This is a genomic window from Streptomyces sp. NPDC091280, assembly GCF_044768565.1.
Lineage (GTDB): Bacteria > Actinomycetota > Actinomycetes > Streptomycetales > Streptomycetaceae > Streptomyces.
On sequence record NZ_JBIVUZ010000007.1, the window covers coordinates 369,889 to 388,632 of the forward strand.

Annotated in this window: 14 protein-coding genes and 1 riboswitch; of the genes, 11 read left to right on the forward strand and 3 right to left on the reverse strand. The window is 70.1% G+C overall.

The features are described 5' to 3' along the window. The first annotated feature begins 373 nt into the window (after positions 1-373). The 4 genes from ACIQPR_RS22845 (at position 374) to ACIQPR_RS22860 (ending at position 4,341) form a co-directional block, all read left to right on the forward strand. Positions 374-577, forward strand: coding sequence for a cold-shock protein (locus ACIQPR_RS22845; protein ID WP_366315437.1), 204 nt, complete (start codon positions 374-376; stop codon positions 575-577). Between the two features lie 177 nt (positions 578-754). Next, positions 755-2,329: a DEAD/DEAH box helicase gene (locus ACIQPR_RS22850; RefSeq protein WP_403651128.1), complete on the forward strand. Its 1,575-nt coding sequence runs from the start codon at positions 755-757 to the stop codon at positions 2,327-2,329. A gap of 71 nt (positions 2,330-2,400) precedes the next feature. After that, on the forward strand, positions 2,401-2,715 hold the full coding sequence (locus tag ACIQPR_RS22855; RefSeq protein ID WP_403651130.1) for an SCO5918 family protein: 315 nt from the start codon (positions 2,401-2,403) through the stop codon (positions 2,713-2,715). Positions 2,716-2,895: 180 nt separating this feature from the next. Beyond that, positions 2,896-4,341: a glyceraldehyde-3-phosphate dehydrogenase gene (locus ACIQPR_RS22860; RefSeq protein ID WP_403651131.1), complete on the forward strand. Its 1,446-nt coding sequence runs from the start codon at positions 2,896-2,898 to the stop codon at positions 4,339-4,341. An 87-nt stretch (positions 4,342-4,428) separates the two neighbouring features. Here the strand turns inward: ACIQPR_RS22860 and ACIQPR_RS22865 are convergent, their stop codons facing one another. Beyond that, the gene (locus tag ACIQPR_RS22865) at positions 4,429-6,507 is read right to left on the reverse strand and encodes a DUF1996 domain-containing protein (protein ID WP_403651493.1); all 2,079 of its coding nucleotides are present in this window, start codon (positions 6,505-6,507) and stop codon (positions 4,429-4,431) included. Positions 6,508-6,855: 348 nt separating this feature from the next. Continuing rightward, a riboswitch (cyclic di-AMP (ydaO/yuaA leader) is annotated at positions 6,856-7,014 on the forward strand. Positions 7,015-7,022: 8 nt separating this feature from the next. Between ACIQPR_RS22865 and ACIQPR_RS22870 the strand changes: the two genes are divergently transcribed. Beyond that, a complete protein-coding gene (locus ACIQPR_RS22870) occupies positions 7,023-8,744 on the forward strand; it encodes an NlpC/P60 family protein (RefSeq protein WP_403651133.1) in 1,722 nt (573 codons plus the stop codon). 202 nt (positions 8,745-8,946) lie between these two features. Then, a complete protein-coding gene (locus ACIQPR_RS22875; RefSeq protein WP_403651134.1) occupies positions 8,947-9,405 on the forward strand; it encodes a hypothetical protein in 459 nt (152 codons plus the stop codon). 1 nt (position 9,406) lies between these two features. Here the strand turns inward: ACIQPR_RS22875 and ACIQPR_RS22880 are convergent, their stop codons facing one another. Beyond that, positions 9,407-10,267, reverse strand: coding sequence for an endonuclease/exonuclease/phosphatase family protein (locus ACIQPR_RS22880; RefSeq protein ID WP_403651136.1), 861 nt, complete (start codon positions 10,265-10,267; stop codon positions 9,407-9,409). Positions 10,268-10,444: 177 nt separating this feature from the next. On the opposite strand from ACIQPR_RS22880, the gene gndA reads away from it, so the two are divergent. Beyond that, positions 10,445-11,914, forward strand: coding sequence for an NADP-dependent phosphogluconate dehydrogenase (gene gndA / locus ACIQPR_RS22885; protein WP_403651137.1), 1,470 nt, complete (start codon positions 10,445-10,447; stop codon positions 11,912-11,914). Between the two features lie 55 nt (positions 11,915-11,969). Here gndA and ACIQPR_RS22890 read toward each other — a convergent pair whose 3' ends face one another. Next, positions 11,970-13,058, reverse strand: coding sequence for a LacI family DNA-binding transcriptional regulator (locus tag ACIQPR_RS22890; RefSeq protein WP_403651139.1), 1,089 nt, complete (start codon positions 13,056-13,058; stop codon positions 11,970-11,972). Between the two features lie 204 nt (positions 13,059-13,262). Here ACIQPR_RS22890 and ACIQPR_RS22895 point away from each other — a divergent pair, with 204 nt between their 5' ends. The 4 genes from ACIQPR_RS22895 to ACIQPR_RS22910 all read left to right on the forward strand — a co-directional run bounded on the left by ACIQPR_RS22895 (position 13,263) and on the right by ACIQPR_RS22910 (position 18,712). Then, the gene (locus ACIQPR_RS22895; protein ID WP_403651141.1) at positions 13,263-14,189 is read left to right on the forward strand and encodes a carbohydrate ABC transporter permease; all 927 of its coding nucleotides are present in this window, start codon (positions 13,263-13,265) and stop codon (positions 14,187-14,189) included. A gap of 2 nt (positions 14,190-14,191) precedes the next feature. Then, positions 14,192-15,142 (forward strand): carbohydrate ABC transporter permease, encoded by a 951-nt coding sequence (locus ACIQPR_RS22900; protein ID WP_403651143.1) that lies wholly within the window; start codon positions 14,192-14,194, stop codon positions 15,140-15,142. Positions 15,143-15,187: 45 nt separating this feature from the next. Next, the gene (locus tag ACIQPR_RS22905) at positions 15,188-16,528 is read left to right on the forward strand and encodes an ABC transporter substrate-binding protein (protein ID WP_403651145.1); all 1,341 of its coding nucleotides are present in this window, start codon (positions 15,188-15,190) and stop codon (positions 16,526-16,528) included. A gap of 132 nt (positions 16,529-16,660) precedes the next feature. Then, positions 16,661-18,712 (forward strand): beta-galactosidase, encoded by a 2,052-nt coding sequence (locus ACIQPR_RS22910; protein WP_403651147.1) that lies wholly within the window; start codon positions 16,661-16,663, stop codon positions 18,710-18,712. Positions 18,713-18,744: the final 32 nt, after the last annotated feature.

Sequence of the window (18,744 nt, forward strand, 5' to 3'; positions counted from 1 at the left end):
CGCAGCGGCACCCGGCGCACGGTGAACGGCCGTGGTGAGCCGTCCACACGGTGTGCGGCCCGGACCCCTTCGACGAACTCCTCGAAGGGGTCCGGGCCGCATCGGCCGCACTCCCGCATCGCGCCCGGATCAGCGAATATCTATGTTCGCGGCATGAGAAACGGAATTCACGGCCGCACACTCACGATCGCGCCGTGCTACTCTTGATCTCAGTTGCAGTTGTGGTTGCCAAACCCTTCAGATGCCCACACCGCCCTCCGAAGCGGTGGAGCATTTTTTTGTGTGTCCGGATTCTTTTCCGGCGGGGTGATCATCACGGCGACACGGAGCCCGCACAGTGCGGACTCCGCTGACCGCCCCGAAGGAGAACAAAATGGCCAGCGGCACCGTGAAGTGGTTCAACTCGGAAAAGGGTTTCGGCTTCATCGAGCAGGACGGCGGCGGCGCCGACGTCTTCGCCCACTACTCCAACATCGTCGCCCAGGGCTTCCGTGAGCTCCAGGAGGGTCAGAAGGTGACCTTCGACATCGCGCAGGGCCAGAAGGGCCCGACGGCCGAGAACATCGTCCCTGCGTAACACGGACATCGACTTCGCAGCTGGGGCCCGCACCTTGGGGTGCGGGCCCCAGCTCGCTGCATTTTCCATGCTTCGGCCTTATTCCGCCGAAGCCACCGGCTCGTTCTTGCGATTCTCTGCGCCGCTCAATCACCGCGGGAATTCCTTGATACGTGCCATATCAAGGAAGGTTCCACATTGAACCGCGCACGTACGAATGATCGCTTCGCGCGAAAGCGCAATGGAAATCCGGAATCCGGAAAGAGCGCCGGCTACCGTTCGGCGGCTCCGGCCGGCAGTCGCTCCGGCGCTCCGCGTCGCTCCAAGGGCGGCAGCGGCCGACCGGTCGCGCCGCAGGGCGAGTTCGCGCTCCCGAAGACGGTGACCCCGGGTCTGCCCGCCGTGGAGTCGTTCGCCGAACTCGACATGCCCGCCAAGCTGTTGGCCGCGCTCGGCCACGAGGGCGTCACCGTCCCGTTCCCGATCCAGGCGACCACTCTCCCCAATTCCCTTGCCGGGCGCGACGTTCTCGGCCGCGGCCGGACCGGCTCGGGCAAGACCCTCGCCTTCGGCCTCGCGATGCTGGCCCGTACGGCGGGCCGCCGGGCCGAGCCGCGTCAGCCGCTCGCGCTCGTCCTCGTCCCGACCCGCGAGCTGGCCCAGCAGGTCACCGACGCGCTCACCCCGTACGCCCGCGCCGTCAGCGTGCGGATGACGACCGTCGTCGGCGGTATGTCGATCGGCCGCCAGGCCGGGGCGCTGCGCGGTGGCGCGGAGGTCGTGGTCGCCACGCCGGGACGGCTCAAGGACCTGATCGACCGCGGCGACTGCCGGCTGGACAACGTCACCATCACCGTCCTCGACGAGGCCGACCAGATGGCCGACATGGGCTTCATGCCCCAGGTCACCGGCCTGCTGAACCAGGTGCAGCCGGGCGGGCAGCGGATGCTGTTCTCGGCCACCCTGGACCGCAATGTGGACCTCCTGGTCCGCCGCTACCTGACCGACCCCGTCGTGCACTCCGTCGACCCCTCCGCGGGCGCGGTCACCACGATGGAGCACCACGTCCTGCACATCCACGGCACGGACAAGCAGCGGGCGACCACCGAGATCGCGGCACGCGACGGCCGCGTCATCATGTTCCTGGACACCAAGCACGCGGTGGACAAGCTGGTCAAGCACCTGCTGAACAACGGCGTCCGCGCGGCCGGGCTGCACGGCGGCAAGTCCCAGCCGCAGCGCACCCGCACCCTCGCCCAGTTCAAGGACGGGCACGTGACGGCGCTGGTGGCGACCAATGTCGCGGCCCGCGGCATCCACGTCGACAACCTCGACCTGGTCGTCAACGTCGACCCGCCCACCGACCCCAAGGACTATCTGCACCGCGGCGGCCGTACGGCCCGTGCGGGCGAGTCCGGCAGTGTCGTCACGCTGGTCACTCCCGACCAGCGCCGTGACTTCACCCGCCTGATGACCGCGGCCGGTGTCACCCCGGAGGTCACCTCGGTGCGGTCGGGCGAGGAGGAGCTGACCCGGATCACGGGCGCCCAGGCCCCCTCCGGCGTCCCGGTCGTCATCGCCGCACCGGTCGTGGAGCAGCGCGAGCGCACCCGCCGCGGCACCTCCTCGTCGTCGCGCGGCCGTCGTGGCGGCCGTCCCTCCACCGAGGGCCGGACCGGCGGCGGCACGGCCCGTCGCGGCAACGGCGGCAACAGTGCCGGCGGCGGCGCGGGCCGAGGGCAGCGACGCTCGTCGTTCGGCCCGGCGGCCTGAGGCTCGCAGCGCTCAACTCCGGCTCTCCACGGGCCTGTTCGGACGGTCACTCCTTCTCTCTGTGAGGCAACATGCGTTGTGTCATCGCCCGGTATCCCTTCGAGCTCACCAAGCAGGGCGTGCTGGAGACGATGAAGGGCATCAAGCCCGAGCTGGTCACGGGTGAGTCCGTGACCATCGGGCGGCGCCGCTACCCCGTGAAGCAGGTGGGGCGGCTCGTCACCCGGCAGGACCCGCGCGACTTCACCAGCGGCGAGGTCGTCCGGGCCATGACCCGGCTCGGCTTCACCTGCCACGCCGTGCCCGAGGCCGTGCCGGTGCACACGCTCACGCCGTTCGAGAACGCGTCGGCGCTGCTGGGCGGCAGCGTGCCCCAGGACTCGTAGGGGCCGGCACCAGCACTGAGCGACACCAGTACCACCCCCGTGAGGGCCCTGCCGACGAGCGTCGGCAGGGCCCTCACGGCATTTCTGGCGGCGGCCCAGGGGCCGGGCGGCACCCCCGTCCGAAGAACGGATGAACAGCGGGTTAGCATATGAGCGCCGTCTAGCTCGAAAGAGAAACCTGTGCCTGTCAACGAGGACTCGTTCACCAACTGGAAGAACCGTGAGGAGATCGCGGAGTCGATGATCCCGATGATCGGGAAGCTGCACCGCGAGCGGGACGTCACGGTCCTGCTGCACAGCCGCTCCCTGGTCAACAAGTCGGTGGTCAGCATCCTCAAGACCCACCGGTTCGCCCGCCAGATCGACGGCGAGGAACTCTCCGTCACCGAGACCCTGCCGTATCTGCGGGCCCTCACCACGCTCGACCTGGGTCCCTCCCAGATCGACATCGGCATGCTCGCCGCGACCCACCGGGGCGACGAACGCGGCCTGACCGCCGAGCAGTTCACCGCCGAGGCCGTCGCGGGTGCCACCGGCGCCAACAAGATCGCGTTCCGTGAGGGACGTGACGTCGTCCTGTACGGCTTCGGCCGCATCGGGCGTCTCGTCGCCCGCCTGCTCATCGAGAAGGCCGGCTCGGGCAACGGACTGCGGCTGCGCGCCATCGTCGTACGGCGGGGCGGCGAGCAGGACATCGTCAAGCGCGCCTCGCTGCTGCGCCGCGACTCGATCCACGGCCAGTTCCAGGGCACGATCACCGTCGACGAGGCCAGCGGCACGATCGTCGCCAACGGCAACGAGATCAAGGTGATCTACGCCAACGACCCCTCCGAGGTCGACTACACGGCGTACGGCGTCAAGGACGCCATCCTCATCGACAACACCGGCAAGTGGCGTGACCGGGAAGGGCTTTCGCAGCATCTGCGGCCCGGGATCGACAAGGTCGTGCTGACCGCGCCCGGCAAGGGCGACGTCCCCAACATCGTGCACGGCGTCAACCACGACACGATCAAGCCGGACGAGCAGATCCTGTCCTGCGCGTCCTGCACCACCAACGCGATCGTGCCGCCGCTGAAGGCGATGGCCGACGAGTACGGTGTGCTGCGCGGCCATGTGGAGACCGTGCACTCGTTCACCAACGACCAGAACCTGCTGGACAATTACCACAAGGCCGACCGTCGCGGCCGTTCGGCGCCGCTGAACATGGTGATCACCGAGACCGGTGCCGCGTCCGCCGTCGCCAAGGCGCTGCCGGACCTCAAGGCGCCGATCACCGGCAGCTCGATCCGGGTCCCGGTGCCGGACGTCTCGATCGCCATCCTCAGCCTGCGGCTCGGCCGCGAGACCACCCGCACCGAGGTCCTGGACCACCTGCGCGACGTCTCGCTGAAGTCCCCGCTCAAGCGGCAGATCGACTTCACCACCGCCCCCGACGCCGTGTCGAGCGACTTCATGGGCTCGCGCCACGCCTCGATCATCGACGCGGGCGCCACCAAGGTCGACGGCGACAACGCCATCCTCTACCTCTGGTACGACAACGAGTTCGGCTACTCCTGCCAGGTCGTCCGGGTCGTGCAGCACGTCTCCGGGGTCGAGTACCCGACGTACCCGGCACCGGCCGTCTGACCGTCCGGCCACGCGGTACGCACGACGGCCCGGCCACCCCCGTGAGGGGGCGGCCGGGCCGTCGTCGGTCACAGCCGGGCGGGGGTGTCAGCGAGTGCTGCGCTTGCCCCGGTACAGCACCACGAATCCGGCGACGAGCAGCAGCGCTCCGGCCATCGCCGGCCACAGGTTCGCGCCCGTCTCGGCCAGACCGCCCTGCGCCTGCGGCTGGTTCGGGCCCACGGCCGCGTAGCTCTCGCCGCCCGAGGACGTGTCGGGCGGTGTCTGCACGGCGCTCCCGACCTCACCGCCGGTGGCCGCGTTGTCGTCCGAACCGCCTTGCGTCGGCGTCGACTTGGCGCCCTCGGTCTTCGTGTCGGCCTTGGGGATCGCGACCGCGGTGGTCAGTGAACCGGGGTCGGTGGTCGCGGTGTCCGGAGCGCTCGTGGTGGGCTCGGCGGTGGGCTGGTCGTCGCCGCCACCGTTGCCGCCATTGCCGCCGTTTCCGCTGTTCCCACCATTCCCGCCGTTGCCGCCGTTCCCCGCGGGCTCGTCGGACGCGGTCGCGGTGGCCGTCGGCGTAGCGGACTCAGTGGCCGTCGGGGACTCCTGCGGCTCACCCGAACCGCCGCCCGCACCATTGCCGTTGCCGTTGCCGTTGCCGCCGCCATTGCCACCACCGTTGCCCGAACCGCCGCCCGATCCCGGGTCGTTGTCCGTGCCGGCGCCGCACTTCTGGCCGTTGTTGATGCAGGTGACCATGTCGTTCATCAGGCCCTCGTCGAAGACGTTGATGAAGTCGCCGTGGTCGGTGACGGGCTTGTGCTGCTGCTCGGGGAAGGAGTCCACCGCGAACAGCGGGGTCGTCTTGCCGCCGTCCTGGAGGCTCGGCGCGTCGACGGCGTAGACGATCCGCTGCACCAGCTGCGGAATGGCCTCGAAGCCGGCCGGGCAGGCGCCGTCCGCGGCCTCGAAGGCCACGTGGGTGCGGTGGTTGGCGCTGTCGATGTTGCGGCCGTCCCAGCAGCTCTGGAACTTGAAGGTGCGCACCACGTCGCTGCCCGCCGGGCACAGCGGGTACTTGTCCTTGAGCTGCCGGTCCTCGAACCCGGTGCAGCTCCAGGAGGCGTTGGCGTTGGCCGGGCCGTTGACGAAGGCCTTCGCGTCGCCGGTGATGATGCGTAGCAGGCGCGGCATCGCGACGACCTTGCTCTGCGGGTTGCCCTCGAAGGTCAGCGTGACCTGCTTGGCCGTGACGATCTCACCGGAGTTGCCCTCGGTGCCGCCGCCGGGCTTGTCGGCGTCGCTCTCCTGCTTGCCGTTCTGGAGGCGCAACACGGGCCAGTAGTAAGTGGACTTGTCGCCCGGGTTCTCACAGCTCGTGTCGGCGTTCGCCAGATCCTGGTCGCTCGCGAAGGCGTTGTTGGACTGGTTGCCGATGTAGTCGTGGAAGTGGTGCGCGCCGTTGGAGACACCGGGCGCGACGATCACGTTGTCCGAGTTGAACAGGCCGTTGGCGTTCACCCCGCAGGCGGTGACGAACGTACCGCGCGAGGCGTTGGCCTGCTCCTGCGGAGCGTTCACGTTCGGCTGTACGGAGGTGATGTCCGCGTAGTCCGAGGCGACGGGCCCGTTGGTGGACTGCCCGTTGCCCTGCTGGCCCTGACCGCCCTGGCCGCCGGCACTGGCACTCGCGCTGGAACCGGCGCTCTGATCGCCGCCGTCGCCACCCTGGTCACCCTGGTCGCCGGTGTCGTTCTTGGGTGCGATCAGGGTGCACGCGGCGAGCGCGTCGAGTCCCTGCGGCCGGTCCCCGACGCGCCCGATGGCGTCGTCGATCCGCCCGATGGTCGCGGCCCGCTTCTCCTTCAGCGGATTCATGATCGCGTTGTCGGCGAAGGACGCGTCCTGCCGGATGGCGTCCCTGGAGTCCTGGAGTTTCTGGTAGGCCTCGGTTATCTGCTGGTCCAGAAGCGCGAGTTCCTTGTCGACGTCGGTCTTCGCCCCGGCGGGCACCGTCGTCAACTGGGTGCCGATGTCCGGGCAGTCGATCGTCGCGCCGCGCGACGCCGCGTCCGGAGACCCTTGCTGGGCGGAGTCACCGCCCCAACCGCCTTCGGACGCCGACGCGTAGACGTTCGCCGCCACCAGTCCTCCGCCGCCCAGCATCAGGGCGACTGCTGCCATCGTCGCGCGTCGTGCGCCCGTGGGGCGTCTGCGCGTGTTGCGTGCCAAGGAAGTTGCTCCTACGCGTATCGGTCGGCCCGGCTCGTCCCGGCATGGAAATCCCCCGACCCAATACGGAGCCGGAACCCGGTGTGTTCAACCGTCCCAGAAATTCATAGCGACCTCTTATGGATCACCCGACCCGGCGGCCACCCGGCCCTTCGGTGCACCAGGGCGAGGTAAAGGTCACAAAAACGTATCGGACATATCGCGCTTCAACCTTCACACGAGGCACACACGTTGGCTAAGTTGACGCTCAGGCCGTACGACCTACTCCGGCGATCAGCGCCGGGCCGCGCGGCTTGCGTTGAGTCCGGCGCGCCGCTCGCGGCAACCGGAGCCGGGGACCCAACCGACTTGGGGTGAATCGACCCAACTGCCCCTGTGGGCAAGGGTCGTAGGGCAAACCTTCCGTGATCGCCGCCCGAACCCGACAGCTAACCCGGTAGGCGCGATACGGAAGGAGCACGTCTGCCATGCCGGCAGAACGAGGTACGCGCACCGGAGGCAGTGGCCCCACCGTGGAAGACCGACCCAGCCGTGACGAAGTCCAGCGGCGGATCAACTCCCTTTACGACAGGGCCGAGACGGCCACCGGGACCTACAACGCCACGCGTGCGATGTCGGGGAAACCGCGCAAGCGCGTCGAATCCCGCCCCAGCGCGTCACGTCCTTCCGACCCCGCCGTCGAAGCCGTCACCCGGCAGCTGTTCGACCGCGCCCGCACCCAGCTGGGCCCGACCGTACCGGCGGCCCTGCCGCCCGGCAGGGCGCAGGCCCGCCCGGCCGAGTCCCGCCCCGAACGCTCCGAGCGGCCCGAACGGCGTCCTGAGCCCGAGGGCGCCGGCCGTGCGCTCGAAGCGCAGTCCGGCCGCGCCATGGCCGAGCTGACCATGGGCACCACCACCGCACCTCAACTCACGCCCTCCGCACCGGAGTCGGCCCCGGCACCCATCGCCGCGCTGCCGCCCGCCGCACCGCAGGCTCAGCAGTCGCCCATGACGGCACAGATGCCGCAGCTGGCACAGATGACGCAGACGCAGGTGCCGCAGGCGCAAGCACCGCAGCCGCCGCAGATGTCGCAGCTCGCCCAGATGGCACAGATGGCTCAGGCCCAGATGGCGCAGACGCCGACGGCGACCGTCCTCGACCTGCCGCCGGTACCGCCCGCTCCGGCCGTCGAGATGCCGGCCTCGCGCGTCATGGCACCACAGCAGTTCGCGACCGCCCCCGCGGCGGCGTTCGACCCGCTCACCGCGAGCCTGGATCTGCTCCCGTCGATCGGCTCGCCGCGCACCGAGGCCACGCCGACGGGCGCCACCTGGCCGCCCCCGGAGACGGCCTGGTCCACCCCGGAGGCCGCGTTGTCCACGGGGCAGATGCCCGTGGTGACCCAGCAACAGCCCTGGTCGACAGGCCAGATGCCCGTGGTGACCGAGCAACAGCCTTGGGCGACCGGCCAGATGCCGGTGGTGGCGGAGCAACAGACTTGGTCCACCGGTCAGTTCCCTGCGGTGACCGAGCAACAGCTCTGGTCGACGGGGCAGATGCCGGTCGTGGCCGAGCAACCGGTCTGGTCCACCGGGCAGATACCGCTGATCCCGCAGCAGCCCTCGCCCCAGCCCGCCTGGCAGCCCGCGCCGGAGCCGTCCTGGCGCCCGCCGGAGCAGCAGTGGCAGCCGACCGCCCCCGCCCCCGAGGTCTCGTTCGCCGCGGCACCGTCCGTCGCCCCCACGCTCGCGCCCCCGGCGCCGGAAGTCACGCTCCCTCCGGTCCAGGCCCCGGCGCCCGTCGCGGTGATCCCCGCTCCCGCCCCCACCGCACCGGACGCCGGCACCCAGAGCAAGACCGCCACCGCCCTCGCCTTCGCGCGCGCACAGATCGGCAGGCCCTGCCTGTGGGGCGCGGCGGGACCGGACGCGTACGACTGCTCCAGCCTCACCCAGGCCGCCTGGAAGGCCGCGGGCGTCCTGCTCCCGCGCACCGCCCAGGAACAGTCGGGCTCGGGCGCCCTCGTCCCGCTCACGGACATCCGCGCCGGCGACCTGATCTTCTTCTACGACAGCGTCGACCACGTCGGCCTCTACACCGGCAACGGACTGATGATCCACGCGCCGAGCCCCGGCACTCCGATCCGCGAGGAGTCGATCTTCTACGCCGGTTCCGCCGCCATCCGGGGCGCCGTACGCCCCGCGTGATCCGGTCGGGGCCGGGCATTTCCCGGCCCCGACCGCACACCTCGGATCACTCCCGGCCAACCGTGCCGGCGGCCCGTACGAGTGGTGCATCCTGGAGCACGGTCGTAGCGTCGAGAGGGACACGACGACCGCGCCCCGGCAGGCGGGCCACCGCCGGTGCGGGTGCGGGGCGACGAGGACGATCGGGCGGCCGGGAGCGGACATGTACAAGCACACCATGGTCGGAGTCGTCACGCTCTGTGCCGCCGCCCTGCTCGGGCCGGCCGTCGGCACCTCGTCGGCGGCCCAGGACACGGCGCCGGTGACCGCCCACCGGCAGTTCCGGGACACCGTGCTGGTCGACTGCCTGTGGCATCCCGAGGTGCGTCCCACCGACTTCATGCTGGCCTGCGGCGACGGCAACAGCCGTCTGACACAGCTGCGTTGGACGGACTGGAACGCCGACTCCGCGACGGCCACGGGCGTGAACGTGGTGAACGACTGCAAACCCTATTGCGCGGCAGGCAGGTTCCACTCCTTCCCGGTGACCGTGCGGCTGGACTCCGCGCAGACCTGGAAGCGGCATCCGGGGCTGCGGCAGTACGGCGAGATCACCCTCACGTACCCCGGGGCGCGGCCGGACAAGTTCCAGCACACCGTGACCTACCCGCTGTGGAACTGACTCACAGCGACAGGTCCACCACCAGCGGCCGGTGATCGGAGATCTCCGCCCGCGGCACGTCCACCGCCCCCACCGCGTCCGCGCCGAGCCCCGCCGTCATGATGTGGTCGAGCTGGACGAGCGGCCGGTGCGAGGGGAAGGTCGCCTGCCGGGCCGCACTCCGCCAGCCGCGTGGCGCGGTCGCGTTCAGGGTGAGCCGGGGAAGGGCGCCGAAGAAGTTGAAGTCGCCCATCAGCACCCGGGGTCGGGGCAGCTCCTCGATCCAGCGGCGCACGGCGCGGAGCTGGCCGATGTTCCAGCCCGGCACGAAGGACAGATGCACCGCCACCGCGGTGAACGGCCCCTGCGGGCCTTCCAGTACGGCGGCCAGCGCGGCCCGGGGCTGATCGCGGGCCAGCACGGGAGCGGCCCGCCCGGCGACCCTCAGCGGCACGGCCAGCGGGCCCGGGGAGAGCCGTAGCACCCGCCATTCGCGGACCGGCAGCCGGGTGAGCAACGCGACACCCTGGGAAGGGAGTTCGGGCTCCAGGGCGTCGGGGCCGTGGACGCGCAGCGCGGGTTGGGACGGGTCGGTTACCCAGCCGCGGTCCGGTACGAAACGGCTGTGCAGGGCCGTCGCGTAGCGCCAGTCGCGGGCGCCCAGCGCCTCGGCGGCGACCGCCGCCTGGTCGAGGCGGCCGGAGCGTTCCTGGAAGCGGTCGACCTCCTGGAGGGCCAGCACATCGGCGTCCAGGGACGCGACGGCCTCGGCGAGGGGCTCCGCGGGGTCCTCGGGGCGGGTGGCCGCCGGACGGCCGTCGGGACGGATCAGCTGACCGTGCAGCACGTTGAACGTCGCGCACCGCACCCGTGTCTCGCCCATGGCCGCTCCCTCCCAGGGCAGCGATCTTCGCATCCGGCGGTCCGCGCCGTGCGGCGGTCGACAAGATCGCTCCCAATCACGCGGAATTTCGAGTCAATCCGCCATCGCGCACGTACCAGCGGTCATGGGCGCCCCGCGCCGACCCGCCACGTCACCAATTCGGAGAACAGGCACCCCATGAACGCATCCGCACCGAACAGCTCCGCCGCCGACGCCACCGCGCAGATCGGCGTCACCGGCCTGGGTGTGATGGGCCGCAATCTGGCCCGCAACTTCGCCCGCAACGGCTACACGGTCGCCGTCCACAACCGCTCGCCGCACCGCACCCACGAGTTGATGAAGGAGTACGGCGACGAGGGTGCCTTCGTCCCGGCCGAGACGGCCGAGGAGTTCGTGGCCGCCCTCGAACGCCCCCGCCGCCTGATGATCATGGTGCAGGCCGGTCCGGCCACCGACGCCGTCATCGACGAGTTCGCCGCGCTGATGGAGCCCGGCGACATGATCATCGACGGCGGCAACGCGCACTTCGCCGACACCCGCCGCCGTGAGGCCGCCCTGCGCGAACAGGGCCTGCACTTCGTCGGCGCCGGGGTATCCGGCGGCGAGGAGGGCGCGCTCAACGGCCCGTCGATCATGCCGGGCGGCTCGGCGGAGTCGTACGCCGTGCTGGGTCCGATGTTCGAGTCGGTCAGCGCGAAGGTCGACGGCGAGCCCTGTTCCACGCACATCGGGACGGACGGCGCCGGGCACTTCGTGAAGATGGTGCACAACGGCATCGAGTACGCGGACATGCAGCTCATCGCCGAGGCCTACGACCTGCTGCGCCAGGTCGGCGGCTACCCGCCCGCCGAGATCGCGGACGTCTTCCGCCGCTGGAACGAGGGGCGGCTCGGCTCGTACCTGATCGAGATCACCGCCGAGGTCCTGGCGCACACCGACGCGGAGACCGGCGGGGCGTTCGTCGACATCGTCAAGGACGCGGCGGGCCAGAAGGGCACCGGGCGCTGGACCGTGCAGACCGCACTGGAGCTGGGTTCGCCGGTCACCGCCATCGCCCAGGCCACCTTCGCCCGCGCCTCCTCCAGCCAGGCGGACCTGCGCGCCGCCTACCGGGGGCTGCCCGGCGGCACCACTCCCCCGCTCAGCCGCACCGAGGCCGAGCGCTTCACCGCCCAGGTCGAGCAGGCGCTGTACGCCTCGAAGGTCATCGCCTACGACCAGGGCTGGAAGATGATCCAGGACGCGGCCACCGAGTACGGCTGGTCGATCGACCTCGCCGCGGTCGCCGGGATCTGGCGCGGCGGCTGCATCATCCGCGCCTCCTTCCTGAACCGCATCCGCGCCGCCTACACGGCCGACCCGGGGCTGGTCAGCCTGCTCGGCGAGGAGACCTTCGCGCGCGAGATCGGCGACGCGCAGGTCCCGTGGCGCGAGGTCGTCGCCTCGGCGGCCCGCCGGGGCATCCCGGTCCCGGCGTTCTCCGCCGCGCTGTCGCACTACGACACGCTGCGCGCCGAACGGCTGCCGGCCGCCCTGCTCCAGGGGCAGCGCGACTTCTTCGGCGCCCACACCTACGGGCGCACCGACCGCTCCGGCAGCTTCCACACCCACTGGTCCCGGCCCGGCCGCCCGGAGACGACGGCCTGAGCAACTCCCTTGTCCGGCCCGCCCGTTCAGGCGGGCCGGAGCGATCCCGCGCCCGCTACTCGTCCCCGGCGAGAGCGGGCGCCGCCGTGCTGGCGCGCACCACGAGTTCGGTCGGCACCAGGGTGGTGCCGTGCTGGTCGCCGCGCTCCCGCATGCGCCGCAGCACACCCTGCACGCACAGCCGGCCGACCTCGGCGAAGTCCTGGTGGACGGTGGTCAGGGGCGGCAGGAAGGAACCGGCCTCGGGGATGTCGTCGAAGCCGATCACGCTGACGTCCTCGGGGATGCGCCGCCCGCGCTCGTGCAGGGCCCGCAGCAGGCCCAGGGCCATCTGGTCGTTGGCCGCGAACACCGCTGTGCAGTCGGTCTGTTGGGCGAGGTCCAGGCCCACGCGGTAGCCGGACTCGGCGGACCAGTCGCCGCGCACCACGGCGGGCACGGGCCGTCCCGCGTCGGTGAGTTCGGCGCGCCAGGCGTCGGCGCGGCGCTGGGCGGCGAAGGACTCCTGGGGTCCGGCGAGGTGCCAGACGGTGCGGTGGCCGAGGTCGAGGAGATGGCGTACGGCCGCGCGTGCCCCGCCGTTCTGGTCGGTGTCGACCACGCTGTAGCGGTCGCCCGCGTCGGAGTCGGCGACGACGACCTGGACGTGTGGCGGCAGCGAGATGGTCGCCGCGTCGAGGAGGTGGACCTCCATGATCGCGATGACGGCGTCCACGGCGAGTTCGCCGAGCCGGGAGAAGGCGCCGCGCACCTCGTCCTGAGTGGGGACGGCGACCGGCAGCAGCGTGACGGCGTAGCCCTCGTGCGCGGCGGAGGTGGCGATGGCCTCCAGGGTGCGCATGTTGCCGGTGGTGGAGAGGTTGAACGTGATCACGCCGATGGTGCGGAACTCACCGCGCTTGAGGGCGCGGGCCGCGCTGTTGGGCCGGTAGCCGAGTTCCTTCATGGCGGCGAGAACCTGCTGCCGGGTCTCCTCGTTCACACCCGCGTAACCGTTGGACACCCGCGACACGGTCTGCGAGGAAACGCCGGCCAGTCGTGCGACATCGGCCATGGACGCGCTCGGGGCGCGCCGTACGGACCGTTTTCCGCCGCGTCTGCGGGGCTCCTCGGTGCCGGCCGAGGCACTCTGCGCTGTGTCCACCCGTCTCCCTCCCCTATCGATCCGATTGCGTGGGGCACGTTTCACCAAACGGCCCTTGACCACCGACATTGGGGCAGTGTAGACATGCCGCCATCAGATGTTTACGTAAACATAACAGGCCGAGACCGTCTCGGACCTGGATGTTTACGCAACCATCGCGACGGCGTGTGACGCCGGTTCCGAGATGGACGAGCGAGGAACTACATGACGACGCTTCAGCCCCCCGTGGCCGAGACACGGCCCCCGGTCCGGCCAACGGCCAAACGGGACCGCCGCTCCTGGACCGGGTGGGGTTTCATCGGCCCCTTCGCGGCGGTCTTCGCCTTCGTCTTCCTGGCTCCGATCGTGTACTCGATCTATCTCAGCCTGTACCGGGACCAGCTCATCGGCGGAAACCACTTCGTCGGCCTGGACAACTACACCCAGGCCTTCCAGGACGACCAGTTCTGGTCCTCCCTGGAGCGGGTCTCGCTGTTCCTGCTGGTCCAGGTGCCGATCATGCTCGGCATCGCCCTGTTCGTGGCCCTCGCCCTGGACAGCGGCCGGCTCTTCGGCCGGGACTTCTTCCGGATCACGATCTTCCTGCCGTACGCCGTGCCCGCGGTGGTCGCCACCCTGATGTGGGGCTTCATGTACGGCACCCAGTTCGGTCTGGTGGGCGACATCAACAGCGCCTTCGGCGTCACACTGCCCGACCCGCTCTCCACCCACCTGGTGCTGGCGTCGATCGGCAACATCGTGACCTGGGAGTTCGTCGGCTACAACATGCTGATCTTCTACTCCGCGCTGCGGGTCATCCCGAACTCGCTGTACGAGGCCGCGGAGATCGACGGCGCCGGGCAGTTCCGCGTCATCACCGCCATCAAGCTCCCCGCGATCCGCGGCGCGCTGGTCATCGCGACGATCTTCTCGATCATCGGCAGCTTCCAGCTCTTCAACGAGCCGAGCATCCTGCGGCCGATCGCGCGCAACGCCATCACCACGGACTACACCCCGAACTTCTACACGTACTCGCTGTCCTTCAACGGCCAGCAGCACAACTACTCCGCGGCGGTCGCGATCATCATGGGCCTGATCACCATGGTCATCGCCTATGTCGTGCAGCTTCGCGGCATGCGCAAGGGAGCCTGACCATGAGCACCCCCGTCACCACCGCCTCCGCCTCGGCGACGGCACCGTCCGGCGGCGGCTCCCGGAGCGCGCCCCGGCTGCGCACCCCCCGCAAGAAGCACAGCCCCGGGCGCCCCAGGCGCAGCGTGCTGCTGACCGTTCTCACCGGTCTGATCATGGTCTACGCCGTGGTGCCGCTGATCTGGCTGGTCATCAGCTCCACCAAGACCCAGTCGGGGCTCGCCGACTCCAACGGCCTGTGGTTCGCGCACCACTTCGCCCTCTGGTCGAACATCCACGACACGTTCACCTACCACGACGGCATCTTCGTACGGTGGCTGCTGAACACCCTGCTCTACGTCGTGCTCGGCGCCGGCGGGGCCACCTTCCTGGCGATCCTCGGCGGCTACGCGCTGGCGAAGTTCAACTTCCCCGGCAAGCGCGGCATCTTCGCCGTGGTCATCGGCGCCGTCGCGGTCCCCGGTACGGCCCTCGCGGTGCCGACGTTCCTGATGTTCAGCAAGATGGGCCTGACCGACACCCCGTGGGCGGTGATCATCCCGTCCCTGGTGTCGCCGTTCGGCCTGTACCTGATGTGGGTCTTCGCCACCGAGGCCATCCCCGGCGAACTCCTCGAAGCCGCCCGGATCGACGGAGCGGGCGAGATCCGCACCTTCTTCCAGGTCTCGCTGCCGCTGCTCGCCCCCGGTGTCGTCACGGTCCTGCTGTTCACCACGGTCGCGACCTGGAACAACTACTTCCTGCCGCTGATCATGCTCAAGAACCCCGACTGGTACCCGCTGACCCTGGGCCTGGACGCCTGGAACTCGCAGGCCCAGACGATCGGCGGTGACGTCATCTTCAACCTGGTGATCACCGGTTCGCTGCTCACCATCGTGCCGCTGATCGCGGCCTTCCTGCTGCTCCAGAAGTACTGGCAGTCCGGTCTCGCGGCCGGAAGCGTCAAGGAATAACCCAACCCTCGAAAAGTCCCACCACGAAGAAGTGGAAGCACCTCCATGCGCAGAACCACCGGCCGCCTGCTGCGCGGCCTCGCCCTCCTGTCCGTCCTCTCCCTGGGCGCGACCGCGTGCGGCAGCTCGGACGACGACAGCTCCAGCACCAAGGCCGTCTCCGCCTCGGACATCCAGGCGGCCCTGAAGAAGGGCGGCACGGTCACGGTCTGGGCCTGGGAGCCCACGCTGAAGACGGTCGCGGCCGACTTCGAGAAGAAGTACCCGAAGGTCAAGATCAACCTGGTCAGCGACCGGTCCGGTGACAAGCACTACACCGCGCTGTCGAACGCGATCTCGGCCGGCAAGGGCGTCCCGGACGTCGCCCAGGTCGAGTACTTCGCGGTCAGCCAGTACTCCCTGACCAAGGGCCTCACCGACCTGGCCCCCTACGGCGCCGACAAGCTGGCCTCCAAGTACACGGCCGGCCCGTGGAACGCGGTGAGCGACGGCGACAAGGTCTACGGCCTGCCGATGGACTCGGGCCCGATGGCGATGTTCTACAACAAGAAGGTCTTCGACAAGTACAAGATCGCCGTCCCGACCACCTGGGACGAGTACGTCGACGCGGCCCGCAAGCTGCACAAGGCCGACCCCAAGGCGTACATCGCCAACGACGCCGGTGACGCGGGCTTCACCACCAGCATGCTGTGGCAGGCCGGTTCGCGCCCCTACAAGGTCGACGGCACCAAGGTGACGGTCAACTTCGAGGACGCGGGCGCCAAGAAGTACACCGACACCTGGCAGAAGCTCCTCGACGAGAAGCTCGTCTCGCCCATCAACGGCTGGACCGACGACTGGTACAAGGGCCTCGGTGACGGCACCATCGCCACCCTGACCACCGGTGCCTGGATGCCCGCCAACTTCGTCAGCGGTGTGGCCGGTGCCTCCGGCGACTGGCGCGCGGCGCCGATGCCGCAGTGGACCGCGGGCGCCAAGGCCAGCGCGGAGAACGGCGGCAGCTCCCTCACCCTGCCCGCGCTGGGCAAGAACAAGGAACTCGCCTACGCGTTCGTCGAGTACGCCAACTCGGGTGCCGGTGTCCAGACCCGGGTCGACCAGGGCGCCTTCCCGGCGACCAAGGCGCAGCTCCAGTCCTCCGCGTTCCTGAACAAGGAGTTCGCGTACTTCGGCGGGCAGAAGGCCAACCAGATCTTCGCCCAGTCCGCGGCCGAGGTCTCCTCCGACTGGTCGTACCTGCCCTTCCAGCAGTACGCCAACTCGATCTTCAACGACACCGTCGGCAAGGCCTACATCTCGGGCACCACGCTGGCCCAGGGTCTGAAGAGCTGGCAGGACGCCTCCATCAAGTACGGCAACGAGCAGGGCTTCACGGTCTCCAAGTGACCCGCTCGAAGTAGCCGGTCGCACCTGACCGGCACCTTCTCGGGAGCCGCCGCCGGGCAGCACTCGCCCGGCGGCGGCCGGCCCGGATCCACCATCGACTCGTCCCACCCGTGCAGTTCCGGAAGGACCGCCATGATCTCCACCCTCCTGTCCAACCTGCGGCACGGGCCGGACGGTGACGCCACGCCCCGCCTCGCCTACGGCGCCGACTACAACCCGGAGCAGTGGCCTCGCGAGGTGTGGGACGACGACATCCGGCTGATGCGCGAGGCCGGTGTCAACATCGTCTCGCTGGGGATCTTCTCCTGGGCCCGCATCCAACCCGGCCGGGACGTATGGGACTTCGGCTGGCTCGACGAGGTCATGGACCTGCTGCACGCGGGCGGCATCGGCGTCGACCTGGCCACCGCGACCGCGTCCCCGCCGCCGTGGCTGAGCACGGAGCACCCGGAGATCCTGCCGGTGACCGCCTCCGGCGAGACCCTGTGGCCCGGCGGCCGTCAGCACTGGCGTCCCACCTCGCCGGTCTTCCGCGAGCACGCGCTGCGCCTGGTACGGAAGTTGGCCGAGCGCTACGCGGACCACCCCGCGCTGGTGGCCTGGCACGTCTCCAACGAGCTCGGCTGCCACAACATCTACGACTACTCCGACGACGCGGCCCGCGCCTTCCGCGACTGGCTGCGCGCCCGCTACGCCACGGTCGACACGCTCAACCAGGCCTGGGGCACGGCCTTCTGGTCGCAGCGGTACAGCGACTGGGAGCAGATACTGCCGCCCCGGCTGGCCGCGTCGTTCCCGAACCCGACCCAGCAGCTCGACTTCAAGCGCTTCTCCTCCGACGCGCTCAAGGACCATCTGCGCGCGGAGCGCGACCTGTTGCGCGAGATCACGCCGGACGTGCCGGTCACCACGAACTTCATGGTGATGGGCAACACCAAGGGCATGAACTACGCCGACTGGGCCGCCGAGATCGACTTCGTCTCCAACGACCACTATGTGACGCCCGGTTCGCAGGACCGCGACGAGCTGTCCTTCTCCGCGAACCTCGTCAGCGGGATCTCCGCCGGACGCCCGTGGTTCCTGATGGAGCACTCCACCAGCGCGGTCAACTGGCAGCCCGTCAACGTGGCCAAGCGCCCCGGCGACCTGGCCCGCGACTCGCTGCTGCACGTCGCGCACGGCGCGGACGCCGTCTGCTACTTCCAGTGGCGCCAGTCGGCGGCCGGTGCCGAGAAGTACCACTCCGCGATGGTCCCGCACGCCGGCGCGGACAGCGAGGTCTTCCGCGCGGTGGCCGAACTCGGCCGCACCCTGCGGACGTTGGCCCCGATCGCGGGCACGGACCGGGAGACGGCCCGGGTCGGCATCGTCTTCGACTGGGAGTCCTGGTGGGCCAGCGAGCAGGACTCGCACCCCACCGACCGGCTCGACTACCGCCAGGAGGCGCTGGACTGGTACTCCGCCCTCCTCGACCTCGGCGTACGGGCCGACGTCGTCACCGCGCAGACCGCCCTCGACCGCTACGACGTGGTCATCACACCCGTCCTGCACATGGTCCCGGCGGCCCTGTCCAAGGAACTCACGCGCTACGTCGAGCAGGGCGGCCACCTGGTCTCCACGTACTTCTCCGGTGTCGTGGACGAGAACGACCACATCTGGCTCGGCGGCTACCCGGGCGCCCTGCGCGACCTGTTGGGCATCCGCATCGAGGAGTTCGGCCCGCTGCTCGACGGCGACACGGTCGAGCTGGACCTCGACGGCACCGCCGACGGCTCCCTGTGGACCGACCGGATCACGGTGACCGACCCGGAGGTGGAGGTGCTGGCCCACTACCGCAGCGGCGCCTACGCCGGCCGCCCCGCCGTCACCCGCCGTACGGTGGGCGGCGGTTCGGCCGCCTACGTCTCCACCCGACTGGGCCGCGAGGGCCTCACCGGCCTCCTCCCCCAGCTGCTGGCACCGGCCAGCGTCGGCAGCGAACTCCCGGACGGAGCACGGGGAGACGTCGAACTGACGGTGCGCCGCGACGCCGACAGCCGCTACCTGTTCCTGGTCAACCGCACCGACCGCACAGTGCCGTTGACGGGCCTGTCCGGCGAACTCCTGGTCGGCACCGCGGGCGAGGACGGCTTCCCGCTCCTCTCCCCCAGGGACGTCGCGGTGATCCGCCGCCCGGCGAACTGACGTCCGGGCGCGTGAGTGCGTACGGCACTCAC